This is a genomic window from Mycobacterium sp. IDUB_24 (genome assembly GCF_055419385.1).
This window is the reverse complement of the sequence record NZ_JBVAXO010000003.1, coordinates 53,353-79,094: the sequence shown is the minus strand read 5'-3', so window position 1 is coordinate 79,094 and position 25,742 is coordinate 53,353. Positions and strand designations below refer to the sequence as shown.

The window sequence follows — 25,742 nt, the reverse complement described above, 5'->3', positions numbered from 1 at the left end:
CGATACGGTCGTCCTATGCACGAGCGGACTGTCCGGGCAAAGATCAGTACCGGCATCGTCGAGGGGTTCACGCGCGACGGCGTACACCGTTGGCGTTCCATCCCTTACGCCAAACCGCCGGTCGGACGGCTGCGTCTGCGGGCACCCGAGCCCGCCGAGTCATGGCCGGGTGTGCGCTACTGCCACGGGTTCGGTTACTGCGCGCCCCAGCAACGTCGTTACACGCTCGTCGGGGTGGGCAAACACCAGCCGATGAGCGAGGACTGCCTGACCCTCAACGTGGTGGCGCCGGAAAAACCGGACTCCGACGGTCCACTGCCGGTGATGTTCTTCGTGCACGGCGGTGGCTACATCATGGGCAGCTCCGCCACGCCGGTCTATGACGGCGCCGCGCTGGCCCGTCGCGGTTGTGTGTTCGTCTCGGTCAACTACCGGCTCGGCATGCTCGGGTGTGTCGAGTTGTCGTCCCTGTCGACGCCGGAACATCCGATCGAGGACAACCTGTTCCTGCGCGATCTGGTGCTGGCATTGCGCTGGGTACGGGACAACGCGGCAGTGTTCGGCGGGGATCCGGACAACGTCACGATCTTCGGGGAGAGCGCGGGTGCCCATGCGGTCGCGACGTTGCTCGCGGTGCCCGAGGCCGAAGGACTGTTCGCCCGCGTGATCTCGGAGAGTCCGGCCAGCGGGATGGTCAGCTCCGCGGACGCCGCGGCCAAGCTCGCAGATCAGCTCGCCGAATTGATCAGTCCCGGTGAGGGATCGGCGGCCACAGCGCTGATGACCGCCCGTCCGGCCGATCTGGGTCGGGCGCTGGAAGCACTGATCGTGCGCGGGCAGACCGATATGCCCGGCGCATTTCCGGTCGGCCCGACCTTCGGTACCGAGTACCTGCCCGCCGATCCGGTGACGGCGATGGCCGAGGGCAGCGCACACCGGGTGCCGTTGATCGTCGGCAACAATGCCGACGAGGGGCGCCTGTTCACCCGCTTCATGCAGTTGCTGCCGACCAATGAGCAGATGATCGAAAAGCTTTTTGCCCGTAGCGATCCCGAGGAGCGCCGACGGATCGTCGCGGCCTACCCGGACTATCCGAGCAGCGCGGCCTGCGTGCGGCTCGGTGGTGATTTCGCGTTCGCCTCGGCCACCTGGCAGATCGCCGAGGCCCACAGTCGGCACGCGCCCACCTACGTGTACCGCTACGACTACGCGCCGCGCACCTTGCACTGGGCGGGGCTCGGGGCGACGCATGCGATGGAGCTGCTGGCGGTGTTCGACACGTACCACACGAGTTACGGCGCACTGCTGACCGCCGTGGGTGACCGCACTTCGGCCCGGCGGGTCAGCCGTGACGTGCAGCGCCGTTGGCGTGAATTCAGCCGGACCGGTGAGCCGGGCCCGGGCTGGCCCGCCTATGACCGCAACGACCGCGCGGTGTTCGTTTTCGACCGCCGGCCGCGCGTCGAATACGACCCCCGGGCGGTGCGGCGGCAGGCCTGGGAAGGGTTCACCCTCGCCGAGCGCTGAGTTCGCCGGCTCCACTCTGAGCGATTTGCTGCAGGGAATCGCTCGGATGTGGTTGCGTATTTGACGTGGACTACCCCCTGGATCCGCTGTCCGCCGACGAGTTTCGCGCGGTGGCAGCAATATTGCGGCGTGAGCACGGGGTCGGGGAGGGCTGGCGGGTTGCCTCGGTGGAACTCGTCGAGCCGTCCAAGGCCGAACTGGCCCTCTTCGACGGCGGCGGCGCGACACCGCCCAGGCGGGCCGCCGTGATCTGTCTGGAGCGGGCAGCGAATGCCACCTATAAGGGCGTGGTGTCGCTGACCGATGACCGGGTCGAGAAGTTCGACCACGTTCCGGGCGTGCAGGCCAACTTCACCGTCGACGAGTTCGTCGAATGCGACGAGGTCCTGCGTCGGCACCCCGACGTGATCGCGGCACTGGCCAGACGCGGGATCACCGACCTGGACAACGTCTTCATGGACACCTGGACCTACGGTGACGCGGTCGCACCCCCCGAGTACCGCGACCGGCGGATCGGCTGGTCGGACACCTGGTACAAGCAGGCCGCCGGGGCCAATCCGTACGCCCACCCGGTCAGCGGTCTGCATTGCGTGATCGACATCAACAGCATGGAGGTGCTGCGCGTCGAAGATGACTGCAGGGACGATACGCCTCCCGAAATGCCCTCTGTGATGGGCGAATACGTACCGCATCACATTCCGGAACGGATCCGGGCGGCGTCGCGCCGGGAGCCGCTCAAGCCGCTGGACATCACTCAGCCCGAGGGGCCGTCCTTCACCTTGGACGGCAACCTGCTGCAGTGGCAGAACTGGTCGCTGCGGGTGGGGTTCAACCACCGCGAGGGGATGACGCTGCACACCGTGCGCTACCGCGACGGCGACGTGAATCGCTCGGTGGCCCACCGGATGTCGTTCGCCGAGATGGTGGTGCCCTATCGGGACTCGTCGGTCGATCATTATCGGCGCACCGCCTTCGACATCGGCGAGTGGGGACTGGGATTCATGACCACTTCGCTGGAGCTCGGCTGCGATTGTCTCGGTGAGATCCGTTATCTGGACGCGGTTCTGCACGACAGCAGCGGCGAGCCGTACACGATCACCAACGCGATCTGTATCCACGAGGAGGACAACGCCGTCCTGTGGAAGCACGTCGACCACGACGCGGGGGCCGAGGTGCGCCGAATGCGCAGGCTCACACTGTCATTCCATGTCACCGTCGCCAACTACGAGTATCTGGTGTACTGGCGGCTCTACCAGGACGGCAACATCGAGTGCGAGGTCCGCGCCACCGGGATCATGGTCACCACGCCGTTCCCGGCCGGGGCGACGCCCAAGAACGGCACGCTCGTCGACGAGCGCACCTATGCGCCGTTCCATCAGCATTTCCTGATCGCCCGGTTGGACCTGGACGTCGACGGCACCGACAACACGGTCTACATGACCGAGTCATACGCGGAACCGATCAGTCCGGACAATCCGTACGGCCTGTCCCTGGTGGTGCGCAACCAGGCGCTGCGCACCGAGAAGGAGGGCAAACAGGACGTCAACTTCGCCACCCAGCGGGCCTGGAAGGTGGTCAACACCAACGTCGTCAACGGCCTGGGGACGCACCCGTCCTACAAGCTGGTGCCCACCGGGGCGATCCCGGCGATGTTCGACCCGTCCTCGCCGGTACTGCAACGCGCCAATGTCATCGCCCACACCCTGTGGGTGACCCCGAACCGGCCGGACGAACGCTGGCCGGCGGGGGAGTTCGTCAACCAGTCGGTGGCCGACACCGGGTTGGGCGAGTGGACGAAGGCCGACCGGCCGATCGACAACACCGACGTGGTGCTGTGGTACGTGTTCGGCATCCACCACATCACCCGACCGGAGGACTGGCCGGTGATGCCGGTGGATGTGGTGTCGTTCTGGCTCAAGCCTTTCGGGTTCTTCGACCGCAACCCGGCACTGGACGTGGCGGCCACCCCGCCGGACTCCTGTGCACACGGTCATGCCAAAGCAGCACACCACTAGGTATTAGTTGACACCTGTCATGTGTGATGCGGAACACTGCTAGGTTGCCTGTGTGCAACCGACTCAGACCGCTGTCCTGGACCGCCCCGAAGACCTGACGTGTGACTGGCTGACCGCCGCCCTGGGTGCCGGTCCGGTCAGCGGATTCAGTTTCGAGCGGATCGGCACCGGGCAGATGAGCGAGTGCTACCGGGTCGCGCTGAACTATGCCGGTGAGGCGGACGGGCCGGCCTCGGTCGTGCTCAAGGTGGCCGCCACCGATCCCAACAGCCGCCAGACCGGGCTGGCGCTGGGACTCTACGAGCGTGAGGTGCGGTTCTACACCGACATCGCGCCCGCCCTGGCTCCCGGGCCGGTGGCGCCGTGCTACCACGCGGCGATCGACACCGAGACCGGTGCCTTCGACCTGCTGCTCGGCGACGCCACCCCGGCTGTCGTCGGTGACGAGATCCGTGGCGCGACAGCAGAACAGGCTGCGGTGGCGCTCACCGAGCTGGGACACGTACACGGATCGGTGGCCGGCGTCGAGGCCTTGAACCGGGCCAAATGGCTCAACCGTGAGGCGCCGGTCAACCAGGCTCTGATCACCGGCCTGTATGCGGCATTCGTCGAGCGCTACACAGGCCTGATCACGCCGGAGCAGCGCCAGGTGTGTGACCGGCTCGTCGAGAGTTTCGATGCGTACCTGGCCGACGAGGGCGCGTCCGAGCGGCCCCAGGGTCTGGTGCACGGTGACTACCGGCTCGACAACATGCTGTTCGGCGACACGGGTGCCGACCGGGGCCTGACCGTGGTCGACTGGCAGACCGTCACGAAGGGGCCGGCGTTCACCGACGTGGCCTACTTCATCGGCTGCGCCCTACCCGTCGATCAGCGCCGCGCACACTACGACGAGCTGTTGACGGCGTATCACCAGGCGCTCGGCACAGCCTCGGCGCTGACGCTCGACCAGGTGCGCGACGGCGTGCGTCGGCAGAGTTTCTTCGGGGTGATGATGGCGATCATCTCCTCGATGCTGGTGGAGCGCACCGAACGCGGTGACCAGATGTTCATGACGATGCTCGACCGGCACTGCAGCCACGTTCTGGACACGGGCGCACTGGATATCCTTGCGCCACCGGCAATTCCGCAACCGCTGGCACCTGCCGCCGAGGACGACTATCCGCACGCCCCTACCGGTGAAGAACTGTGGAACGAGAGCTGGTACTTCGACTTCACCGACGCCGCTGCGGGTTTCGGCGGCTGGGTCCGCCTGGGCCTGATCCCCAACCTGGACACCGCATGGGTCAACGTGCTGTTCTGTGGTCCGGGCATGCCGACCGTGGCGCTCAACGACTTTCATGCCACACCGGCTGAACCCGCATCGATCACGGGTGAGGGCGTCGAGTTGAGCCTGCAACCGCTCGAACCGCTCAAGACCTACCGTGTCACCGCATCGGGTACCGGGCAGGCCCACGACGATCCGGCGGCGCTGCTGCGCGGCGCGACGGGCCGGCCGGTTGCGGTGACCATGGACCTGACTTGGACCACGGTGGGTACTCCCTACCAGTACCGGATCACGCCCCGCTACGAGATTCCGTGCACGGTCTCGGGCACGGTGACCATCGGCGAGCAGACCTTCGACATCAACGGTGTGGCTGGCCAACGCGACCACTCGTGGGGCGTGCGGGACTGGTGGGCGATGAACTGGGTGTGGAGTGCGTTCCATCTCGACGACGGCACCCATCTGCACGGCGTGGACATCCGGATACCAGGCATGCCGCCGATCGGCATCGGGTATTCGCAGCGCGCGGGTGAGCCGCTGGTCGAATTACAGGCGGTGACTGCGGATTACACGCTCGGTGCCGATGATCTGCCGGTGTCGACGACGCTGACGCTGCAACCCGGCGACGTCGAAGTGACGGTCGACATCGCCGGCCATGCGCCCGTATTGCTGGTGGCTCCAGGAGACGACGGCAGGGTCAGTCAGTTCCCCCGGGCCTGGGCGAAGGTCCGTACCAACGACGGGCGCAGCGGTATCGGCTGGCTGGAGTGGAACCGCAACCTGGCGTAGATGGCCCTTGGCACCGCGAGCGTGCGTGTTTGTTGCCCGACACGCCGTATCGTCTCAGCGCTCTGCGCACGCTCGCCGGCGCTCAGGTGATGCGAAATCGCTTGAGCCGCGCAGTCGCGCCGGCGATCAACTCCACGCGGCTGCGCGGCACACCCAGATGTTGGGCAAGCAGTTTGGTGACGGCGTCATTGGCCTTGCCGTCGACGGCGCGTTCCTGCACATAGATGGTGAGCGCGCCGTCGTCGCCGGTCTCGACCAGCGGGCCCTTGCGGCTGCCGGGTTTGACCCGGACGACAACGGTTTCGCTCACGTCCTCATCGTTACGCGAACGTGCGCAAAATGCTGACGCGCGGCGGCGTGTCGCGGAGCAGACACGCACGCTCGCGGAGCAGACGTCAGCGCGCGACGATCACCGATGAGCCGTGGCCGAACAGGCCCTGGTTCGCGGTGACGCCGACCTTCGCACCCTCGACCTGACGGCCGGTGGCCTGGCCCTTGAGCTGCCAGGTGAGCTCGCACACCTGCGCGATGGCCTGTGCCGGGATGGCTTCGCCGAAGCACGCCAAACCGCCCGAGGCGTTGACCGGGACGCGCCCACCGATGGTGGTGGCACCGGAACGCAGCAGCTGCTCGCCCTCGCCCTTGGCGCACAGGCCCAGGTGCTCGTACCAGTCGAGCTCGAGTGCGGTGGACAGGTCGTACACCTCGGCCAGGCTGACGTCCTCGGGGCCGATTCCGGCCTCGGCGTAGGCGGCGTCGAGAATCTGGTCCTTGAACACCCGCTCCGGGGCGGCCACCACGGCGGTGGAATCCGTTGCGATGTCCGGCAATTCGGGCAGGTGCTGGGGGTAGCGCGGGGTCACCGTCGAGACCGCGCGTACCGAAGGAACGCCCTCCAGCGAGCCCAGGTGCTTGCGGGCGAAATCCGCGCTCGCGACGATCAGCGCGGCGGCGCCGTCGGAGGTCGCGCAGATGTCGAGCTGGCGCAGTGGGTCGGACACCACCGGGCTGGCCAGCACGTCCTCGACCGAGGATTCCTTGTGGTAGCGGGCATTCGGGTTCTGCAGGCCGTGCCGGGAGTTCTTCACCTTCACCTGGGCGAAGTCCTCGGCGGTGGCGCCATAGAGATCCATCCGGCGCCGGGCCAGCAGGGCGAAGTACACCGGGTTCATGGCGCCGAGCAGGTGGAAGCGCTGCCAGTCGGGATCGTTCTTGCGCTCGCCGCCGACGGGTGCAAAGGCCCCCTTGGGCGTGGTGTCGGCGCCGATCACCAGGGCCACATCGCAGAACCCGGCCAGGATCTGGGCGCGGGCGCTCTGCAGCGCCTGCGAACCGCTGGCGCACGCCGCGTATGAGGATGACACCGGCACGCCGTTCCAACCCAGTTTCTGGGCGAACGTCGACCCGGCGATGAAGCCGGGGTAGCCGTTGCGGATCGTGTCGGCTCCGGCGACCAGCTGGATCTGGCGCCAGTCCAGGCCGGCCTCGGCCAGGGCCGCGCGAGCGGCGACGACGCCGTACTCGGTGAAGTCGCGTCCCCACTTGCCCCACGGGTGCATGCCCGCGCCCAAGATGTACAGCGGTTCGGGTGCGCTCATCAGGCGATCCTCCAGGCGTGGGTGGTGCGCTCGACGCCCTCGTCGTCGGTGTAGAGCGTCATGGTGGTCAGCTCCATCTCCATGCCGACCTTGAGATCGGCGGCGAGGGTGCCGGTGACGACCTTGCCGAGCACGATCAGGCCCTCGTCGGCCAATTCGACCGCGGCGATCGCGAAGGGCTCGAACGGGTCGGTCTTGGGATACGGCGTGGGCGGGAGATACCGGTTCTCGGTGTAGCTCCACACCTTCCCGCGGCGGGACAGCGGCACCAGATCAAGGGTGTCGCTGTCGCAGGCCGGGTTGGGGCAGTTGTTCTCGCGCGGCGGGAAGACGTAGGTGGCGCACTGGGTGCACTTTCCGCCGATCAGGTGAGTGGCACCGGCGTCGTCGGTGGCGAACCACCCGTCGATCGCGGGTTGCGAAGATGCTGCTGGCACGCGGCCAGCCTAAACGATCGAGACCGCCGAACTGAAACGTGTTGCAGTTTTGTCCCGAGGGTCAGGATATTCGCTTGAAGAGTACGAAACTGTTTCGTACTCTTCGGGCATGGTGCGAGGTGTGGAGCGTGAACGGGCGGTCTTGGCCGCCACGACCGAACTGCTGGCAGAACGGGGCTATCAAGCGCTGACGATCGATGCGGTCGCCGCGCGGGCGGGCGCCAGCAAGGCCACCATCTATCGCCGGTGGCCGAACAAGGCCCAGCTGGTCCGCGCCACCCTGGACGCTGCTGATGCCGCCCGCAATGCCTCCGTGCCCGATACCGGTGACCTGCGCGGTGACCTGCTGGCGGTGATGGACGTGCTGGCCGCGGAGGTCTCCGAGCCGCTGACCCGGGTGACCGCCGAGCTGGCCACGCTCATGCGGCACGATCAGCAGCTGGCCGAGGCCCTGCGCGAACATCTCGACAAAGAAGAGCTCTCGCCCTTCCGTGACGCGCTGCAACGGGCCATCGCCCGCGGAGACATCGCGATGGACACCGACGTGGAGTTGATCCACGACGTGGCTGAGGCGATGATCCTGCGGCAGCTCCACCTCGACCTACCCGTCGACGCGAAATTCAGTGCACGGCTGGTCGACGACGCGCTGCTGGTCCTGCTCGGGGGTGCCCACGGATGACCGTCGTGATCGCCGGCGCCGGGCCGACCGGACTCACCCTGGCCATCGAGCTGGCCCGCCGCTGCGTGCCGTGCCGGGTGCTCGAGAAGGCCGCGACGTTGTTTCCCGGCTCTCGCGGCAAAGGGCTGCAGCCGCGCACGCTCGAGGTCTTCGATGATCTCGGGGTGATCGGTGCCGTGCTGGCCGCCGGGGAGCCCTTTCCGCCCATGCGGCTCTACAGCGGCGCGGACGTGGTGTGGGAGAAACCGATCTACGAGCTGCTGGGACTGCCGGAGCTGGTTTCCTCGCCGGCGGTGCCGTACCCGTATACGTGGCTGCTCCCGCAATGGCGCACCGACCAGATCCTGGCGGCGCGCTTCGCCGACCTCGGCGGAACCATCGAGTTCGACACCGAGGTAACGGGTTTCACGCAAGACGCCGACGGTGTCACGGTGCACACGAATCGCGGGACGATCGGTGCCGACTACCTCATCGGCGCCGACGGCGGTCGCAGCACGGTCCGCAAGCTATCCGGGGTCGACTTCCTCGGTGGTGCACTCACCGAGGAACGGATCATCGTGGGTGACGTGCGGGCCAGTGGGCTCACCGGTCGGTGCTGTCACCTGCTGACCCGTGACGGAGACCGGGCCACCCGGTTCTCGCTGTGGAACCTGCCGGGCAGCGAGCACTACCAACTTGTCGTGACGATGGCACCGGGCGACGAGATTCCCGCGTTGACCCTCGAGGCCATGCAGGCAGTCCTGCAGCACAGGTCGGGACGCCGGGACGTGACGCTCTCGGATCTGAGGTGGATCTCGCTGTATCGGGTCAATCTGCTGATGGCGCAACATTTCCGGATGGGCCGGGTGTTCCTGGCTGGGGATGCCGCCCACGTGCATTCGCCCGCCGGGGGACAGGGCGTCAACACCGGCGTGCAGGATGCCTACAACCTCGGCTGGAAACTGGCCGCAGTGCTGGCCGGAGCGCCTGACAGCCTGCTGGACAGCTACGAGGCGGAGCGCTTGCCCGTCGCCGCCGACGTGCTGCACCTCAGTGGCCTGTTGCACCGCCAGGGGTTCGGCGCGACGGGGCCCGCGCCGGCGGCCATCCACCAGTTGGACATCCACTACCGGGGCGGCCCGCTGGCCGTCGACACGGATCCGACCGGTGCGCTGCGCGCCGGAGACCGGGCGCCCGACGGCCTGCTGCCGGACGGTCGCAGACTGTTCGACGTCTTCCGCGGCCCGCACTGGACCGTGCTGCAATTCGGTTGCGAACCAGTCGATTTCGGAATCCCGCGGGTGCGTATCGCGCCCAGCGCCGACTACGACGTACCCGTCGGCTCCTACGTCCTGGTCCGGCCCGACGGTTACGTCGGCGCGATCAGCACCCGCCCGGAGGCCATCCGCGATCAACTCCGCCGAGCAGGGGAGTGACGTCTGTCATCGGGAGCTCCTGTCTGCGCGGGTGTTTCGCCGATAGTCGGCGGTGACGCGGGCCAGATCTCGGGGATCGCCGGCATGCATCTCGCGATTGGCGTGCACCACGGCGGTGGTCTCCGGGATGCGGCGAGCCTCGTAGCCGGCCAGGCCCCGTCCGGCGGCCATTTCGTCGGCGAGGGCGCGGGCGTCGAGAATGGCTTGTGAACCGCCGTTGGCGCCGACGGGATACATCGGGTGCGCGGCATCGCCGAGCAGCGTGATGTGACGAGTGCCCCAGCGGGACAACGGCTCACGGTCGACCATCGGGTACTCGAACACGGCCGGGGACCGGGCCACGAGTTCGGCGGGGTTCAACCAGTCCAGCCGCCAGCCGGACATGTGGGCGGCCACCGTCATGGGATCGGCCGGGGCATTCCAGTTGGCCTCGCCGGGGAGTGGGCCGGGATCGGCGCACGGGACCTGCAGTACCCAGTTCATCAGATCGCCGCCGATCGGGTAGGTCACCAGCTCGACCCCGTTGTCGCCCTTGACGATCGCCATGGTGCGGCCGTCGAGAAACGGCCGGATCCGGCTCGCGCCGCGAAACATTCGGACTCCCGACCACATCAGCGGATCGGGCCCCGGGTGCAACTGCCGGCGCACCATCGAGTGGACTCCGTCGGCGCCGACGAATATCTCGGCGGTGAACTCCGCGGCGCGGGTCGCCACGCGGACCTGCCGGTCGGTTTCCTGGAATCCCGTGACGGCGGCGTCGGTACGCACCGCGTCGGGACCCAGACGGGCCCGGACCGCGTCGAGCAACAGCATCTGAAGCCGGCCGCGGTGCACCGAGCACTGCGGGTAGCCATAGCCGCCTTCGATTCCGCGGGGCTCGCGGAACAGCAACGTGCCGTCGGCGCGGTAGAAATCGATGACGGCCGGGGTGGACGAGATGGCCAGCAGGTCCTCGCCGAGGCCGAGGTCGGTCAGTTCACGCACGGCGTGCGGCAGCAGGTTGATGCCCACGCCGAGGGCTCGCAGCTCGCGGGCGCCTTCCAGCACGATGACGGGAAAACCCTTCGCGTGCAAGTTGAGTGCGGCCGTGAGACCGCCTATCCCGGCGCCGGCGATGATGATCGGTTTACTGGACATGACTCCAGCGTCGGCCCCACTGAACGATAAGTCCAATACATAGTTGATCCACAAACTATTGTGAATACTTATGGAATTGCGGCAGCTCGAATACTTCGTCGCGGTGGCCGAAGAAGCCAACTTCACCCGCGCCGCCGAGCGGGTACACGTCGCGCAACCAGCGGTGAGCGCTCAGATCCGCCACCTGGAGCGCGAACTCGGCCAGCAGTTGTTCGATCGCAGCCGCCGTACGGTCCGGCTGACGGCCGCGGGCGAAGCCGTGCTGCCGCACGCGCGGACGGCCCTAGCCGCCGCGGCCGGGGTCCGCACCGCGGTCGAGGAACTCGGCGAGTTGCTGCGCGGTTCTGTGGTCGTGGGCACCGTGACGGCCCACGACTTCGACATGGCGGGCCTGCTCGCACAGTTCCACGCGGCACACCCGCTGATCGACATCACGTTGGCCACCGACGAGTCCGACGCATTGGCCGAGGGCCTGCGCTCGGGACGGCTCGATGCGGCCATCGTGTCGGTGGGCGCCGAACTGCCTGCCGGGTTGGCTGCCGAGGTGGTGACAGATCAGCGGATCGTCGCCGCGGTGGCGGACGATCATCCGTGGCGGCGACGGCGCACCGTCGCGCTGCGCGATTTCACCGAACATCCGGTCATCGCCCTGCCGGCGGGTGCCGGTATCCGCCACCAGTTCGACCGGGCCTGCCGAGGGGCCGGAGTGGCTGCGCGGGTCGCATTCGAGGCGAGTACCCCGCGCGCGTTGGCCGAGCTCGCCGAGCGCGGGCTCGGAGTCGCGGTGTTGCCGGAGTCGGTGGCCGTCGCGCGGACTGCGCTGCACCCGTTGCCCATCACGCCGGAGCTGCGTGGCCGGTTGGTGTTCGCGTGGCGGGCGCAGGGCCCGATGAGTCCGGCCGCCAGGGTGTTGATCGAGATGGCTCGCCGAATGATCAGCCCACCGACAGCGTCCGGATCTTGGGCCACAACGAATCCCATGGCTCGGTCCGGCCGGTCAGCAACCACGCGCTGAGGTCGTCGGTGATGCCGCCCACGTCGCGGGCATTTGCGAAGAACGGGCGTAGGCGCACCGGCTCCTCGCCGATGAACAGCACGGTGCCGACGTCTGGCGCCGGTGCGGGGAAGTAGCCGTAACTGCGGGTCGGGCTGAATGCCGGGGGCAGCTGGTATTTGTCGGAGTAGCCGTCGAGGAAGGCGGCCACGATGTAGGACTCGCCGACGATGGCGGTGTGTTCCCGCTGGCCGGCGGGCAACTTTGCATACGCCGCAGCGGTGCGCTGCGCGATCTGCTCGTCGGTGCCCTCGCGGCCGATCGTGATGCTGAGCGCGATGGCCGCCGCCGCCACTGCGGCACTGAGAACACAGGCCGGCCACACTGCCCATCGCCACCGGGAGTGGCCTGCCTCGCGGCGGCGCTGCAGGCTCAGTGCACCGACTGCGACGAGCGGCGGGAACAGGCCGCACAGGTAATAGGGCCGGGCGGCCGTGGCCACGAACAGAACATAGAGGACCACGAAAGTGACGCCGAGGAAGCGGTAATCGGCCAAGGTGCGGTCCCTGACCAGACGGACGAGGCCGTAGAGGGCCAGTGCCGCACCGATCACGCCGGCGAACACGATCAGCTGCACCGCGATACCTCCGCGGCCGCCGTACAGGGGTCCCGATTCGGCCGCCACCACCTCGGCCATCTTCAACTGCGGCCAAGCGTGCCGCGCCTGCCACCACAGTGTCGGTGCGGTGATCGCGGCACCGACGCCGACGCCGGCCCACAGCAGTGGGCGGTGCAGCAGCGCGCGCGGCCCGACCGCGAGTGCGGCCAACAGCATCACCGCGCACAGCAGCAGCACCTGGAACTTCGTCATCGCCGCGAGCCCGGCGACTGCCCCCAGGGCGAGGAGCAGTCGATCGTCGCGCAGCCGGATCCAGCGCACCACCAACCAGATCAGGAGCAGCCACCCGAGCGGCTCGAGTGTGTACGGCGTGAGCCAGTGCCCGGCGAACGACACCCACGCCCCGGTCGCCTGGGCGAAGGCCACCAACGCCTGAGCGCGGCTGTCGCAACCCATCTCGCGGGCGATCAGGGCGGCCACCACGATGGCGCCCATCGTCGCCAGGATCGCCGGGATACGGAGCGCGACAACGGAATCAGCAGCAATGAGATCGCTGAGTGCGGCGAGTGTGGGTGCCAGTGGCGGTTGATCGGCCGAGCCCCAGTCGAGATGGCGGCGGCCGATGGCCAGCATGTACACCTCGTCGAACCAGTAGCCCCGGCCCGCGATGGCGGCCGCAAGCTGGACGGCTCCGGTGACGACGGCGATGGCGGTGACGGCGCGGACGGCCGGCGGCGGGATGTCGACCGGCGGGTTGACGGATACGGTGTCCGTCGTTGTTTCAGCCACTGCGGTCCACGATAGTGGTGTCGGTGGTCGACGGGATGTCACCGCCGGTGCCTAGAGTGAGGGCCGTGAGCCCCGCCAAGACCGAGACCAAGAACGCGCTGAATCCCACCGCCGACGAGAAGCCCACACTGATGCTGCTCGACGGCAATTCGCTGGCTTTCCGGGCGTTCTACGCGTTGCCCGCCGAGAATTTCAAGACCCAGGGCGGGTTGACCACCAACGCGGTCTACGGGTTCACCTCGATGTTGATCAACCTGCTGCGTGACGAGCAGCCCAGCCACGTGGGTGCGGCGTTCGACGTCTCGCGTCAGACGTTCCGCAAGGAGAAGTACCCGGAATACAAGGAGGGCCGGTCCGCTACCCCCGACGAATTCCGCGGTCAGATCGACATCACCAAAGAGGTGCTCGGCGCGCTGGGCATCACCGCGCTGGCCGAACCTGGTTTCGAGGCCGACGACATCATCGCCACGCTGGCCACCCAGGCCGAGCGGGAGGGCTACCGGGTGCTTGTGGTCACCGGCGACCGGGACGCGCTGCAGTTGGTCACCGACAACATCACGGTGCTGTACCCGCGCAAGGGCGTCAGTGAGCTGACCCGGTTCACCCCGGATGCGGTAGTGGAGAAGTACGGGCTGAGCCCGACCCAGTACCCGGACTTCGCAGCGCTGCGCGGAGACCCGAGTGACAACCTGCCGGGCATTCCCGGGGTCGGTGAGAAGACTGCGACCAAGTGGATCGTCGAATACGGCTCCCTGCAGGCACTGGTCGACAACGTCGACGCAGTCAAGGGCAAGGTGGGTGATTCGCTGCGGGCGAATCTGTCCAGCGTCGTCCTGAACCGTGAGCTCACCGACCTGGTCCGCGATGTGCCGCTGCCGCAGACACCGGACACCCTGCGGATGCAACCCTGGAACCGCGACCAGATCCACCGGCTGTTCGACGACCTGGAGTTTCGCGTTCTGCGTGACCGGCTGTTCGAGACTCTGGTCGCCTCGGAGCCCGAGGTCGAGCACGGGTTCGATGTGCGTGGCCGAGCGCTCGAGCCCGGTGAGCTCGCGGCGTGGCTTGCCGAGCACAGCTTGGGCAACAGGTTCGGGCTTGCGGTGGTCGGCACGCACCTGGCCTATGACGCCGACGCCACCGCTTTGGCCATCGTGGCGGCCGATGGCGACGGGCGCTACATCGACACCGCCACGCTGACGCCGGAGGACGAGGAGGCGTTGGCGCGCTGGCTGGGCGATCCCGGTCCGCCGAAGGCGCTGCACGAGGCCAAACTGGCGATTCACGATCTGGCCGGGCGCGGCTGGGCCCTGCGTGGGGTCACCTCCGACACCGCGCTGGCCGCGTACCTGGTGCGGCCGGGCCAGCGCAGCTTCGCGCTCGACGATCTTGCGGTGCGCTACCTGCGTCGCGAGCTGCGCGCTGAAACTCCTGAACAGCAACAACTTTCGTTGCTGGATGATTCTGACGGGGTCGATGAGCAGGCGGTGCAGACGCTGATCCTGCGGGCCTGTGCGGTGTTGGACCTGGCCGAAGCGCTGGATGAGGAACTGGCTCGGATCGACTCGTCCTCGCTGTTGGGCCGGATGGAGCTGCCGGTGCAGCGCGCGCTGGCCGAGATGGAGTCCATCGGCATCGCCGTGGATCTGGACAACCTGCAGGAGCTGCAGAGCGAGTTCGCCGACCAGATTCGTGATGCCGCCGAGGCCGCCTACGCCGTGATCGGTAAGCAGATCAACCTCGGCTCGCCCAAGCAGCTGCAGGTCGTGCTGTTCGACGAGCTGGAGATGCCGAAGACCAAGAAGACCAAGACCGGCTACACCACCGACGCCGATGCGCTGCAGTCACTGTTCGACAAGACGGGGCATCCGTTCCTGCAACATCTGCTGGCCCACCGCGACGCCACTCGGCTCAAGGTCACCGTCGACGGCCTGCTCAACGCGGTCGCCGGTGACGGCCGGATCCACACCACGTTCAATCAGACGATCGCGGCCACCGGCCGGCTGTCCTCCACGGAGCCCAACCTGCAGAACATTCCGATCCGCACCGAGGCGGGCCGGCGGATCCGTGACGCGTTCGTGGTCGGCAAGGGCTACTCGGAGCTGATGACCGCGGACTACAGCCAGATCGAGATGCGGATCATGGCGCACCTCTCCAGGGACGAAGGGCTCATCGAAGCATTCAATACCGGTGAGGACCTGCACTCGTTCGTGGCGTCGCGGGCGTTCTCGGTACCGATCGACGAGGTGACCCCAGAGCTGCGCCGGCGAGTCAAGGCCATGTCGTACGGCCTGGCCTACGGATTGAGCGCCTATGGGCTGGCGAGCCAGCTCAAGATCTCCACCGAAGAGGCGAAGGTACAGATGGAGCAGTACTTCGACCGGTTCGGCGGGGTGCGGGACTATCTGCGTGACGTGGTCGACCAGGCCCGCAAGGACGGATTCACCTCGACGGTGCTGGGCCGTCGCCGTTACCTGCCGGAACTCGACAGCAGCAACCGCAACGTGCGCGAGGCAGCTGAGCGGGCCGCGCTCAACGCGCCGATCCAGGGCAGTGCTGCCGACATCATCAAGGTGGCGATGATCAATGTCGACGCCGCCATCAAGGAAGCCGGGCTGAAGTCACGGATGCTGCTGCAGGTTCACGACGAGCTGTTGTTCGAGGTGGCCGACGGGGAGCACGACACCCTGGAGTCGCTGGTCCGCGAGCACATGGGCAACGCCTATCCGTTGGACGTGCCGCTGGAGGTGTCGGTCGGCTACGGCCGCAGTTGGGATGCCGCGGCGCACTAGGCGTCAGTAGCGGCTGGACCGCTCACTAACCGCGCAAGGACGTCGCAGCGGCGTGGTCGTGCGTCGGGACAATCCGGACCTGGTCTCTCACCGCGTGCAACCGGTGCAGGGTGCGGAAGCACTGGTCGCGATCCTCGTCGGCGAAAGCTCCTGGGTAACTGGGCTTCTGCCGGATGTGTTCCACGGCGAGGTCATGCCAGGCGGCGTCGCCGGCCAGCAGTACCCTTCCACCGGCGGTGTTGAGCAAGAGCCCGATGCTGCCGGGAGTGTGGCCGGCGAGGTCGACCAGTTGCACCGCGCCGTCACCGAAAAGGTCGTGGCTGCGTTCGAACGTCAGCACCGGCGGGCCGTCGAGTGTGAATGTGGTGATGGTTCGGTTCTGGAGCGAGTCCCGCACGCCGCCGATCGGTGCGACCGGATCGCGGGTGGCCCACTCAAGCTCGGGGTGATGAACGTGCACAGGCATGGTGGGCAGGTCGAGAAGCCCGCAGATGTGGTCCCAGTGCAGGTGGGTCGGCAGCGCGAAGTCGACGTGATCCTGGCCGAGTTCCTCGGCCAGCGCCGCTGCGGTGGTGACCGCGTCGGGCGGAGGAACGACGGCTGGACGCAGCACGGCGGGTAACTGGCTGAGCACTCGGACGCCTACATCGGCGCACATGCCTGGATCCACCACGAAGCGGGCGCGCGGATGCTCCACGATGAACGCGGTCATGGCGATGGGAATGCGCCGCGGTGCGCGGGTTCCCTCGACGATGGCCGCAGTGGGGACCCATTTCGGCACTTGACGCAGCGTGCGGATGGTGACGGTCTCGTCTGTGGACGGCAGGCCCGCATTCTTCAACTGGTTGAGCAGGCTTCGGTCCGGACGACGGGGGCGGATGAGCCCGGCCGGCGCATGGGCGAACGCCGAGCAGCAGGCCCACAGGCTCGGCTGTCGAACCGGAGTTTTGACGGCAGTGGTAGTCACGTATGCGAAGCTAGAACTTCAGGTCGACCTGAAGTCAAGGGGCGTGGACCGACATGGGTGAGAAATATCCGGTGGGGGTGGCCGCAGCGGCGGTCGGTGTCGAATCCCACGTGCTGCGGCACTGGGAAGACGTTGGAGTGCTCGTCCCGTTGCGGAGCGCCGCGGGGCACCGGCGATATGACGACGAACTGATCACCAGGGCGCGGCTGGTGCGGTTGTGCCAGCAGGCCGGGTTGGCTCTGGCGGAGATCCGCGATCTGCGCCTCGCCGATCGCGATGTCCGAATCGACATGATCACCACCACGCTGCGGCGGATCAGGGCGGACATCTCCCGGCTGCAGCGCGCCGAGCAGTTTCTTTCCCACGTCGTCACCTGCGTGCATCCGATGGTCTCGGAGTGCCCCGACTGTGCGGCGTTGGCGCAATCGGCGCGCTAGCTGATCGGCGCCTGGTAGTTGGCGAGCCACTGCAGGATCGGTGCGGCCGAGCGGGCGGCGGTCACCGAGTACACCTCTTCCTGCTGTAGCGCGTACACCTGCGCGTCGCCGAAACCACGGTCGATGCGGTCCCGGACGAAAGCCAGTTCGACGACGGCGGCGGAGAACGCCGCGACGGCCTTGCCCGCGGGGCGGCCGCCGGCCATCGTCGCCTGCTGGATGGCGCCGTGGCGGGTCTTCAACGCTCCGAGCCAGGTGGCCTCGTTGGGGGTGATGAGCCCGGCGGCGACCATTCCCGGCAACTTCTCGGCCACCACGCGCTGTTCGCGGCGACGGCTGGTGACGGCGACCACGATCATGATGATGAAGATCGGCACCATCCAGACGATGTAGACGATGAAGTAGGTTCCGGCGCCGAGCAGCGACGACCCGTTCCACAACCCGTGCATGAGCACCGCACCGAGGTAGCCGGCCAGGATGCACAGCGCCTTGGCGATGCCGCTGCGCCGCTGCAGTGCGAAGTACACCCCGATCGCGGTCATCGTGGTGAACAGTGAGTGGGCGAACGGCGCCATGATCAGTCGCATCGCCGCGGTGAGCAGGGATCCTCCCAGCGAATCCGCGCTGGAGATGTACATGATGTCTTCCAGCCAGGCGAACCCGAGACCGACGAGGCCGGCGTAGACCAGGCAATCGGTGAGCGAGTTGAGCTCGTTGCGGCGCTTGCCGGTCATCATGACCAGCAGGAACAGGCCCTTGGCGGCCTCTTCGATGAACGGCGCCCGGATCGCCACGGAGGCGAAACTGTGGGACGAGTCGACACCGGGTGTCGCCAGTAGCGCATCGGCGAACAGGCCCAGGATCAGGGAGAGCACGACGGCGACCGCGGCGCCCCAACCGAACGCCAACAGCAACAACCGGGGCGGTTCGGGCTCCCAGCGATCCAGCCACAGGTAGGCGAACACCGCCCCGGTCATCACGATGCTGGACAGCGTGAAGCCGATGATCGCGCCGGCCGGGTTGAGTGCGGTGAAGAGCAGTACCAGCGCACCGATGACGACGCCGCAGGCGATGATCGCGGCCAGCGGGGCCCCGACCTTCCGGACCGGCCTGGGCATGGGTGCGGTGATCGGAAACCACGGCCGATGGACGGGGCCGGGGGTCGGGGAGTACGCCACCTGCGAAGCGTAGCGGTGGGCAGGTTGCGTTCCCGGCACAAGTTCGGGCGAGGGTCCTACAGGCCCCGTGAGCCGCCGTCAGGGTAGGCGGTTTGTCCTGCGTGTGCCTGGTCTAGTACCCTCGTTACGTATCTGTGCACGCAGCTAGACCGTCACGGATCGGCACGAACGCAATACCGCAACATTACTGTCCCTACGAGTAAACCTGTCCGGAGCAACCCACCACATGCCAAGTCCCTCCATCACCTCGCCGCAAGTAGCCATCAACGACATTGGCTCGGCCGAGGACTTTCTCGCCGCGATCGACAAGACCATCAAGTACTTCAACGATGGCGACATCGTCGAGGGGACCATCGTCAAGGTTGACCGTGACGAGGTTCTGCTCGACATCGGTTACAAGACCGAAGGTGTCATTCCTTCCCGTGAACTCTCCATCAAGCACGACGTCGACCCCAACGAGGTCGTTTCCGTGGGCGATGAGGTCGAGGCCCTCGTTCTCACCAAGGAGGACAAGGAAGGCCGTTTGATCCTGTCCAAGAAGCGTGCTCAGTACGAGCGCGCCTGGGGCACGATCGAGGAGCTCAAGGAGAAGGACGAGGCCGTCAAGGGCACCGTCATCGAGGTCGTCAAGGGCGGCCTGATCCTCGACATCGGCCTGCGCGGCTTCCTGCCCGCATCGCTGGTCGAGATGCGTCGTGTCCGCGATCTGCAGCCGTACATCGGCAAGGAGATCGAGGCCAAGATCATCGAGCTGGACAAGAACCGCAACAACGTGGTGCTGAGCCGCCGCGCCTGGCTGGAGCAGACCCAGTCCGAGGTGCGCAGCGAGTTCCTCAACCAGCTCCAGAAGGGCGCCATCCGCAAGGGTGTCGTCTCCTCGATCGTCAACTTCGGCGCGTTCGTCGATCTCGGCGGTGTCGACGGTCTGGTGCACGTCTCCGAGCTGTCCTGGAAGCACATCGATCACCCGTCCGAGGTGGTTCAGGTGGGCGACGAGGTCACCGTCGAGGTGCTCGACGTCGACATGGATCGCGAGCGGGTTTCGCTGTCGCTCAAGGCGACTCAGGAAGATCCGTGGCGCCACTTCGCCCGCACCCACGCGATCGGCCAGATCGTGCCGGGCAAGGTCACCAAGCTGGTGCCGTTCGGTGCGTTCGTCCGCGTCGAAGAGGGCATCGAGGGTCTGGTGCACATCTCGGAGCTGTCCGAGCGCCACGTGGAGGTCCCGGACCAGGTTGTCACCGTCGGCGACGACGCGATGGTCAAGGTCATCGACATCGACCTGGAGCGTCGCCGGATCTCGCTGAGCCTCAAGCAGGCCAACGAGGACTACACCGAGGAGTTCGACCCGTCGAAGTACGGCATGGCCGACAGCTACGACGAGCAGGGCAACTACATCTTCCCCGAGGGCTTCGACGCCGAGACCAACGAATGGCTCGAAGGCTTCGACAAGCAGCGGGAGGAGTGGGAGGCCCGCTACGCCGAGGCCGAGCGCCGGCACAAGATGCACACCACGCAGATGGAGAAGTTCGCCGCGGCCGAGGCCGAGGAAGCTGCCCGTCCGGTGTCCAACGGTTCCTCGCGGTCGGAGGAGTCCACCGGTGGCACGCTGGCCAGCGATGCACAGCTGGCTGCTCTGCGTGAGAAGCTCGCAGGCAACGCCTAAGAAGTAACACAACGAACGCCCCGGCCCATTGGGTCGGGGCGTTCGTCGTTTCTGGTGCCTGCCAGACTGTTGGGCGTGCTTCGCATCGGGTTAACCGGCGGTATCGGCGCCGGAAAGTCAACAGTGTCGGCCACATTCAGCGATCTCGGCGGCATCATCGTCGACGGCGATGTCATCGCCCGGGAGGTGGTGGAGCCCGGCACCGAGGGGCTGGCCAAGTTGGTCGACGCGTTCGGGCGGGGGATCCTGCTGCCCGAGGGTGCGCTGAACCGTCCCGCGCTGGCCGCGATCGCCTTCAGTGACGACGAGAAGCGCACCACCTTGAACGGCATCGTGCATCCGCTGGTGGCGCACCGCCGGTCGGAGCTCATCTCGGCGGCGCACGAAGATGCCGTGATCGTCGAAGACATCCCGCTGCTGGTGGAATCCCAGATGGCGCCGATGTTCCCGTTGGTCATCATCGTCAACGCCGACCCGGAATTGCGCGTCAAGCGACTCATCGAATACCGCGGCTTCACCGAGGCGGACGCCCGGGCCCGCATCGCCGCACAGGCCACCGAGGAGCAGCGTCGCGCCGTAGCCGATGTCTGGCTGGACAACTCGGGTAGCCCCGGCGCCGTCGTCGAACAGGCCCGCGCACTGTGGCACGAGCGGATCCTGCCGTTCGCGCACAACCTCAACATCCGGCAGCCGGCGCGCCGTGACCCTGTCGTGGTGCCCTACGACCCGACCTGGCCGGACCAGGCCCGGCGGATCGTGGCCCGGCTGAACACAGCATGCGGACACCGCGCCGTGCGCATCGACCACATCGGTTCGACCGCTGTGCCGGGGATGGATGCCAAGGATGTCATCGATGTGCAGGTGACGGTGGAGTCATTGGCCGTCGCCGACGAGCTCGCCGAGGCACTGTTGACGGCCGGCTATCCCGTGGTGCCGGACATCACGGCCGATACCCCGCACGATGACGATCCCACGGTGTGGCGCAAGCGTTTCCACGCGTCGGCGGATCCGGGTCGGCCCACCAACGTGCACATCCGCGTGAACGGTTGGCCCAACCAGCGTTTCGCTCTGATGTTCGTCGACTGGCTGCGGGCCAACCCGGGAGTGCGCGCCGATTACCTGGCGGCCAAGCGTGCCGCACTGGCCACGCCCGACTACGCGGTGGCCAAAGAACCATGGTTCCTGGACGCCTACCGGCGTGCCCGGGAATGGGCGGAATCGACGGGCTGGCAGCCTTAAATCATTGGGCCGCAGCAGTTTCGCGATCAAGAGCACAACAGTCAAGTGTCCGGACAGCTGGTTTCGGCTGTGCGGTAGCGTTTGGGGCGTCCAAAGGGGGGACGAACATGTCAACGTTGAAGCCGGCCTTGGTTCCGGTCCGCCAGATCGCCGCCCATGAGCTGGTCGTCGACCAGATGCGGCGAGCCCTGGAGCTCGGCCAGTTCCGACCAGGTGACCGGCTGCCCACCGAACGCGAGCTCTCCGACATGCTCGACGTCTCTCGCACCACGGTGCGTGCCGCGGTGGCCGTCCTCGAAAAGCAGGGGCTGATCACCGTGCGGCGCGGCCGCGGTGGCGGGTTCACCGTCCAGGCGCCACGGTACGACCCGGCTCAGATGCGCCGGGAGTTGCGCCACAACAAGCGCGCGATCCGCGATGCCTTCGACTACCGCGTCATCGTCGAGACGGGGGCCACCCGGCTGGCGGCCGAGCGACGCCGGGTCAGCGATGTGAGAGAACTGCGCAAGCTGCTCAAAGGTATGGAAGCCGCGCTGCAGACCGGGATGAACGACCAGTCAGCTCAGCACACCACGGATTTCCAGACCCTCGACTCCGCATTTCACCTCGGCATCGCCCAGGCTACGCAGAACGATCGGTTGCTGGAGTCAGTGGCCGACGCCCGCCGGAGGATGTGGCTACCGGTCGGTGCGATCTTCGGACGCCTGGAGCCCAACGCCAACGACTACCACGAGTCGATCCTCGAAGCGATCGCGAACCGTGATCCGGAGCTGGCTGCCGCGCTGATGGCGGCCCACATCAACGACACGCGGCACACGGTCGAGTCCTGGCTGAAGCGCTGAAGGCTACGCGGCCGGTGGCTCAGGTTCGACGGGCGGTGCTGAGGGGTCGACCGGTGGCGGGAGCGCGGTATCGGTGCCCACCGGCGTGGTGTCGACGGCGGTGCCCGGCATCGGGGTGCTCAGCGGGGCGCCACAGGGCAGGCTGCCGTAGCTCGGGTCATCCTTGGGTCGGGTCAATCGCGGGCCGACGAAGGTGTCGGCCTGGGCGATGACCTGGTCGTCCACGAGGATCTCGCAGTGCAGATTCGCCGAGTACGGCCAGTCGATGCGGACGGCCATTCCTGCGGTCTCCGGATTGGTCACCACACCGGTCGCTTCGAAGATCCGACCCGGCAGCATCGACGGGTCGGCGGTGTTGACGTTGTCGTCGTCGATCTTGTAGGCGATGGTCGCGTTGCGTGACACGCCGTCGATCCGGGCGCGGTAAGTGACGTTGTGCAGCTGCTGGCCGGGCAGCGGTTCCACCTGAGGCGGCGCCTCCGGATCGGCCTGTGCCACAGCGGGAATCAACAGCGCGCCGGTGAGCAGTCCGGCCAGCGCGGGGAGGGCTCCCCAGGCGTACTTAGCTGAGCTCATGAATCCCGACCTTACGCTTCCCGCCACGTGAGGGCCATTCCGTTGCCGGACAGCCACTGATCCAGGTGGTATCCGCAGCTCGCCAGGCCCTCGATCGCGGTGGCCGCGGTTTGCACCGCCTGCTCGCCGACCTCCGGACTCAGCAGCCCGTGGCGGACCGCGGTGAGCAGCTCGTCGACGTCGCACAATTCGACGCCGCGGCCGGTGCGGATCACCAGGTCCAGGTAGTGGTCCTCGGCATACCAGGCCGTCGGGCCGGCGGTATAGCTGCCGATGTCGAGGTAGAAGTCCTGGTCACGTTCGTGTCCGGGGCTGAAATGGAACACGCTGGCCCGCAGTCCGAGCGCAGGCAGCAACCACGATTCCAGGTAATGGAACTGGGCCCGGCCGGGTGTCGGTCGCGCCATGTACAGCCCCCAGGGCTCGACGGTGTAGACGTCGACGGCCCGCACGATGCCCTTTGGATCGGTGTTCGTGCGGGCCACCAGGTCAAATGTCTCGTGCTTGGGTGCGTGGATGGGCTCAGCCTACGCGGGGAGCGAACGCGGGCGGAAGTTGTCGGTGCACCGTTCTACGCTGGTGAGCATGGCCTTCGCGACCGAACATCCTGTGCTTGCGCATTCGGAGTACCGATCTGCCGTCGATGCCGTAGAAGGCCTCGTCCGGGCCGGCGCCAAGTTCGAGGTGGTCAGCGAGTATGAGCCCGCCGGTGATCAGCCGGCCGCCATCGAGGAGCTCGAACGTCGGATCAAGGCCGGCGAACGTGATGTCGTGCTGCTCGGCGCGACCGGTACCGGAAAGTCGGCCACCACGGCGTGGCTGATCGAGCGGTTGCAGCGGCCCACCCTGGTGATGGCGCCGAACAAGACGCTGGCCGCCCAGCTCGCCAATGAGCTGCGGGAGATGTTGCCGCACAACGCCGTCGAGTACTTCGTCTCGTATTACGACTATTACCAGCCCGAGGCCTACATCGCGCAGACCGATACGTACATCGAGAAGGACAGCTCGATCAACGACGATGTCGAGCGGTTGCGGCATTCGGCGACCTCGAGTCTGCTGTCCCGGCGCGATGTGGTGGTGGTGGCGTCGGTCTCCTGCATCTACGGTCTGGGCACGCCGCAGTCCTATCTTGACCGCTCGGTCGAGCTGGAGGTCGGCCAGGAAGTGCCGCGTGACGGGCTGCTGCGGTTGCTGGTCGACGTCCAGTACAACCGCAACGACATGGCGTTCACCCGCGGTTCGTTCCGGGTGCGCGGCGACACGGTGGAGATCATCCCGTCCTATGAAGAGCTGGCCATTCGCATCGAGTTCTTCGGCGACGAGGTGGAGGCGCTGTACTACTTGCATCCGTTGACCGGTGACGTGGTGCGCCAGGTCGACTCGGTGCGGATCTTCCCGGCCACCCATTATGTGGCCGGTCCCGAGCGCATGGCGCACGCCATCTCGAGCATCGAAACCGAACTCGAGGCGCGGCTTGCCGAGCTGGAGGGCCAGGGCAAGCTGCTGGAGGCGCAGCGATTGCGGATGCGGACCAATTACGACGTCGAGATGATGAAGCAGGTCGGGTTCTGCTCGGGCATCGAGAACTACTCGCGCCACATCGACGGCCGCGGTCCCGGTACCGCGCCCGCGACACTGATCGACTACTTCCCGGAAGATTTCCTTCTGGTGATCGACGAATCCCACGTCACCGTGCCGCAGATCGGCGGCATGTACGAGGGCGACATGTCGCGCAAGCGCAACCTGGTCGATTTCGGCTTCCGGCTGCCCTCTGCGGTCGACAACCGGCCGCTGACCTGGGAGGAATTCGCCGACCGGATCGGGCAGACGGTGTACCTGTCGGCGACGCCGGGTGCCTATGAGATCAGTCAGGCCGGCGGCGAGTTCGTCGAGCAGGTGATCCGCCCGACCGGGCTGGTCGATCCGCAGGTGGTGGTGAAGCCGACGAAGGGGCAGATCGACGATCTGATCGGGGAGATCCGTACGCGCACCGAGCGCGACGAGCGGGTGCTGGTCACCACGCTGACGAAGAAGATGGCCGAGGATCTCACCGACTATCTGCTGGAGCTCGGCATCAAGGTCCGGTATCTGCACTCGGAGGTCGACACGTTGCGGCGCGTCGAGCTGCTGCGCCAGCTTCGGCTGGGGGAGTACGACGTGCTGGTGGGCATCAACCTGTTGCGCGAGGGTCTGGACCTTCCCGAGGTGTCGCTGGTCGCGATCCTGGACGCCGACAAGGAGGGCTTCCTGCGCTCCACCCGCAGCCTGATCCAGACCATCGGCCGCGCGGCGCGCAATGTGTCCGGCGAAGTGCACATGTACGCGGACAAGATCACCGATTCGATGCGCGACGCGATCGACGAGACCGAGCGCCGTCGTGCCAAGCAGGTCGCCTACAACGAGGCCAACGGGATCGACCCGCAGCCACTGCGCAAGAAGATCGCCGACATCCTCGACCAGGTGTACCGCGAGGCTGACGATACTGAAGCCGCCGAGTCCGTCCCGATTGGCGGTTCGGGGCGCAATGCCTCGCGTGGCCGGCGCGCCCAGGGCGAGCCGGGACGTTCGGTCAGCGCCGGGATCGTGGAAGGCCGCGACACCACCAACATGCCGCGTGCCGAGTTGGCCGATCTGATCAAGGATCTGACCGAGCAGATGATGACGGCTGCCCGCGATCTGCAATTCGAGTTGGCGGCGCGCATCCGGGACGAGATCCAGGACCTGAAGAAGGAGCTGCGTGGAATGGACGCGGCCGGCCTGAAATAACCGGAGTTGACCTCAA

At 67.0% G+C, this 25,742-nt stretch carries 21 protein-coding genes; 12 read left to right on the top strand and 9 right to left on the bottom strand.

Annotated features, from left to right (window positions below; translation table 11 throughout):
* Positions 1-15 precede the first annotated feature (15 nt).
* The 3 genes from ACZYZF_RS12855 to ACZYZF_RS12845 all read left to right on the top strand — a co-directional run bounded on the left by ACZYZF_RS12855 (position 16) and on the right by ACZYZF_RS12845 (position 5,595).
* The gene (locus ACZYZF_RS12855) at positions 16-1,527 is read left to right on the top strand and encodes a carboxylesterase/lipase family protein (RefSeq protein WP_463746845.1); all 1,512 of its coding nucleotides are present in this window, start codon (positions 16-18) and stop codon (positions 1,525-1,527) included.
* 65 nt (positions 1,528-1,592) lie between these two features.
* Complete coding sequence (locus ACZYZF_RS12850; protein WP_463746846.1) at positions 1,593-3,542, top strand: primary-amine oxidase; 1,950 nt, start codon at positions 1,593-1,595, stop codon at positions 3,540-3,542.
* Positions 3,543-3,594: 52 nt separating this feature from the next.
* A complete protein-coding gene (locus ACZYZF_RS12845; protein WP_463835927.1) occupies positions 3,595-5,595 on the top strand; it encodes a DUF7064 domain-containing protein in 2,001 nt (666 codons plus the stop codon).
* An 82-nt stretch (positions 5,596-5,677) separates the two neighbouring features.
* Here ACZYZF_RS12845 and ACZYZF_RS12840 read toward each other — a convergent pair whose 3' ends face one another.
* The 3 genes from ACZYZF_RS12840 to ACZYZF_RS12830 form a co-directional block, all read right to left on the bottom strand.
* Positions 5,678-5,905 carry a DUF167 domain-containing protein gene (locus tag ACZYZF_RS12840; protein WP_463746848.1) on the bottom strand — a complete coding sequence of 76 codons (228 nt, stop codon included), beginning with the start codon at positions 5,903-5,905 and terminating at the stop codon, positions 5,678-5,680.
* A gap of 85 nt (positions 5,906-5,990) precedes the next feature.
* Positions 5,991-7,193: a lipid-transfer protein gene (locus ACZYZF_RS12835; protein ID WP_463746849.1), complete on the bottom strand. Its 1,203-nt coding sequence runs from the start codon at positions 7,191-7,193 to the stop codon at positions 5,991-5,993.
* Positions 7,193-7,630 carry a Zn-ribbon domain-containing OB-fold protein gene (locus tag ACZYZF_RS12830; protein WP_454790604.1) on the bottom strand — a complete coding sequence of 146 codons (438 nt, stop codon included), beginning with the start codon at positions 7,628-7,630 and terminating at the stop codon, positions 7,193-7,195. The genes ACZYZF_RS12835 and ACZYZF_RS12830 overlap by 1 nt, the downstream gene beginning before the upstream one ends.
* Positions 7,631-7,739: 109 nt before the next feature.
* On the opposite strand from ACZYZF_RS12830, the gene ACZYZF_RS12825 reads away from it, so the two are divergent.
* Positions 7,740-8,309, top strand: coding sequence for a TetR/AcrR family transcriptional regulator (locus ACZYZF_RS12825; protein WP_463746850.1), 570 nt, complete (start codon positions 7,740-7,742; stop codon positions 8,307-8,309).
* Entirely contained in the window at positions 8,306-9,724 is a 1,419-nt protein-coding gene (locus tag ACZYZF_RS12820) for an FAD-dependent monooxygenase (protein ID WP_463835926.1), read from the top strand. Before ACZYZF_RS12825 ends, ACZYZF_RS12820 begins: the two co-directional genes overlap by 4 nt.
* Positions 9,725-9,730: 6 nt before the next feature.
* Here the strand turns inward: ACZYZF_RS12820 and ACZYZF_RS12815 are convergent, their stop codons facing one another.
* Complete coding sequence (locus ACZYZF_RS12815) at positions 9,731-10,861, bottom strand: FAD-dependent monooxygenase (protein ID WP_463835925.1); 1,131 nt, start codon at positions 10,859-10,861, stop codon at positions 9,731-9,733.
* 70 nt (positions 10,862-10,931) lie between these two features.
* Between ACZYZF_RS12815 and ACZYZF_RS12810 the strand changes: the two genes are divergently transcribed.
* Positions 10,932-11,876 carry a LysR substrate-binding domain-containing protein gene (locus ACZYZF_RS12810; RefSeq protein ID WP_463835923.1) on the top strand — a complete coding sequence of 315 codons (945 nt, stop codon included), beginning with the start codon at positions 10,932-10,934 and terminating at the stop codon, positions 11,874-11,876.
* Here ACZYZF_RS12810 and ACZYZF_RS12805 read toward each other — a convergent pair.
* A complete protein-coding gene (locus tag ACZYZF_RS12805; protein WP_463835922.1) occupies positions 11,797-13,263 on the bottom strand; it encodes a glycosyltransferase family 39 protein in 1,467 nt (488 codons plus the stop codon). The genes ACZYZF_RS12810 and ACZYZF_RS12805 overlap by 80 nt on opposite strands.
* Before the next feature lie 131 nt (positions 13,264-13,394).
* Between ACZYZF_RS12805 and polA the strand changes: the two genes are divergently transcribed.
* Positions 13,395-16,055 carry a DNA polymerase I gene (gene polA / locus ACZYZF_RS12800; RefSeq protein WP_463746924.1) on the top strand — a complete coding sequence of 887 codons (2,661 nt, stop codon included), beginning with the start codon at positions 13,395-13,397 and terminating at the stop codon, positions 16,053-16,055.
* Between the two features lie 25 nt (positions 16,056-16,080).
* Here the strand turns inward: polA and ACZYZF_RS12795 are convergent, their stop codons facing one another.
* Positions 16,081-17,022: an MBL fold metallo-hydrolase gene (locus ACZYZF_RS12795; protein WP_463835921.1), complete on the bottom strand. Its 942-nt coding sequence runs from the start codon at positions 17,020-17,022 to the stop codon at positions 16,081-16,083.
* Positions 17,023-17,075: 53 nt separating this feature from the next.
* Here ACZYZF_RS12795 and ACZYZF_RS12790 point away from each other — a divergent pair, with 53 nt between their 5' ends.
* Positions 17,076-17,459, top strand: coding sequence for a helix-turn-helix domain-containing protein (locus tag ACZYZF_RS12790; RefSeq protein WP_463746856.1), 384 nt, complete (start codon positions 17,076-17,078; stop codon positions 17,457-17,459).
* On the opposite strand, the gene ACZYZF_RS12785 is transcribed toward ACZYZF_RS12790, so the two are convergent.
* Complete coding sequence (locus ACZYZF_RS12785) at positions 17,456-18,637, bottom strand: PrsW family intramembrane metalloprotease (RefSeq protein ID WP_463835920.1); 1,182 nt, start codon at positions 18,635-18,637, stop codon at positions 17,456-17,458. The two genes, ACZYZF_RS12790 and ACZYZF_RS12785, sit on opposite strands and share 4 nt — an antisense overlap.
* A gap of 226 nt (positions 18,638-18,863) precedes the next feature.
* On the opposite strand from ACZYZF_RS12785, the gene rpsA reads away from it, so the two are divergent.
* From rpsA to ACZYZF_RS12770, 3 genes are all read left to right on the top strand, one after another.
* Positions 18,864-20,303 carry a 30S ribosomal protein S1 gene (gene rpsA, locus ACZYZF_RS12780; RefSeq protein WP_029108909.1) on the top strand — a complete coding sequence of 480 codons (1,440 nt, stop codon included), beginning with the start codon at positions 18,864-18,866 and terminating at the stop codon, positions 20,301-20,303.
* A gap of 75 nt (positions 20,304-20,378) precedes the next feature.
* Positions 20,379-21,542, top strand: coding sequence for a dephospho-CoA kinase (gene coaE / locus ACZYZF_RS12775; RefSeq protein WP_463746858.1), 1,164 nt, complete (start codon positions 20,379-20,381; stop codon positions 21,540-21,542).
* Between the two features lie 107 nt (positions 21,543-21,649).
* On the top strand, positions 21,650-22,384 hold the full coding sequence (locus ACZYZF_RS12770; protein ID WP_463746859.1) for a FadR/GntR family transcriptional regulator: 735 nt from the start codon (positions 21,650-21,652) through the stop codon (positions 22,382-22,384).
* Positions 22,385-22,387: 3 nt separating this feature from the next.
* Here the strand turns inward: ACZYZF_RS12770 and ACZYZF_RS12765 are convergent, their stop codons facing one another.
* Together ACZYZF_RS12765 and ACZYZF_RS12760 are read right to left on the bottom strand one after the other, a co-directional pair.
* Positions 22,388-22,960: a hypothetical protein gene (locus ACZYZF_RS12765; protein WP_463835918.1), complete on the bottom strand. Its 573-nt coding sequence runs from the start codon at positions 22,958-22,960 to the stop codon at positions 22,388-22,390.
* A gap of 11 nt (positions 22,961-22,971) precedes the next feature.
* Positions 22,972-23,478: a ribonuclease FAU-1 family protein gene (locus tag ACZYZF_RS12760; RefSeq protein ID WP_463746925.1), complete on the bottom strand. Its 507-nt coding sequence runs from the start codon at positions 23,476-23,478 to the stop codon at positions 22,972-22,974.
* A gap of 67 nt (positions 23,479-23,545) precedes the next feature.
* On the opposite strand from ACZYZF_RS12760, the gene uvrB reads away from it, so the two are divergent.
* Positions 23,546-25,726 carry an excinuclease ABC subunit UvrB gene (gene uvrB / locus ACZYZF_RS12755; protein ID WP_463746861.1) on the top strand — a complete coding sequence of 727 codons (2,181 nt, stop codon included), beginning with the start codon at positions 23,546-23,548 and terminating at the stop codon, positions 25,724-25,726.
* Positions 25,727-25,742: the final 16 nt, after the last annotated feature.

Bases quoted from the DNA above. Each gene is read 5' to 3' on its own strand.
- ACZYZF_RS12855 (WP_463746845.1), top strand. From the start codon at position 16: ATGCACGAGCGGACTGTCCGGGCAAAGATCAGTACCGGCATCGTCGAG.
- ACZYZF_RS12835 (WP_463746849.1), bottom strand. From the start codon at position 7,193: ATGAGCGCACCCGAACCGCTGTACATCTTGGGCGCGGGCATGCACCCG.
- ACZYZF_RS12825 (WP_463746850.1), top strand. From the start codon at position 7,740: ATGGTGCGAGGTGTGGAGCGTGAACGGGCGGTCTTGGCCGCCACGACC.
- ACZYZF_RS12820 (WP_463835926.1), top strand. From the start codon at position 8,306: ATGACCGTCGTGATCGCCGGCGCCGGGCCGACCGGACTCACCCTGGCC.
- ACZYZF_RS12815 (WP_463835925.1), bottom strand. From the start codon at position 10,861: ATGTCCAGTAAACCGATCATCATCGCCGGCGCCGGGATAGGCGGTCTC.
- ACZYZF_RS12810 (WP_463835923.1), top strand. From the start codon at position 10,932: ATGGAATTGCGGCAGCTCGAATACTTCGTCGCGGTGGCCGAAGAAGCC.
- polA (WP_463746924.1), top strand. From the start codon at position 13,395: ATGCTGCTCGACGGCAATTCGCTGGCTTTCCGGGCGTTCTACGCGTTG.
- ACZYZF_RS12790 (WP_463746856.1), top strand. From the start codon at position 17,076: ATGGGTGAGAAATATCCGGTGGGGGTGGCCGCAGCGGCGGTCGGTGTC.
- rpsA (WP_029108909.1), top strand. From the start codon at position 18,864: ATGCCAAGTCCCTCCATCACCTCGCCGCAAGTAGCCATCAACGACATT.
- ACZYZF_RS12770 (WP_463746859.1), top strand. From the start codon at position 21,650: ATGTCAACGTTGAAGCCGGCCTTGGTTCCGGTCCGCCAGATCGCCGCC.
- ACZYZF_RS12765 (WP_463835918.1), bottom strand. From the start codon at position 22,960: ATGAGCTCAGCTAAGTACGCCTGGGGAGCCCTCCCCGCGCTGGCCGGA.
- uvrB (WP_463746861.1), top strand. From the start codon at position 23,546: ATGGCCTTCGCGACCGAACATCCTGTGCTTGCGCATTCGGAGTACCGA.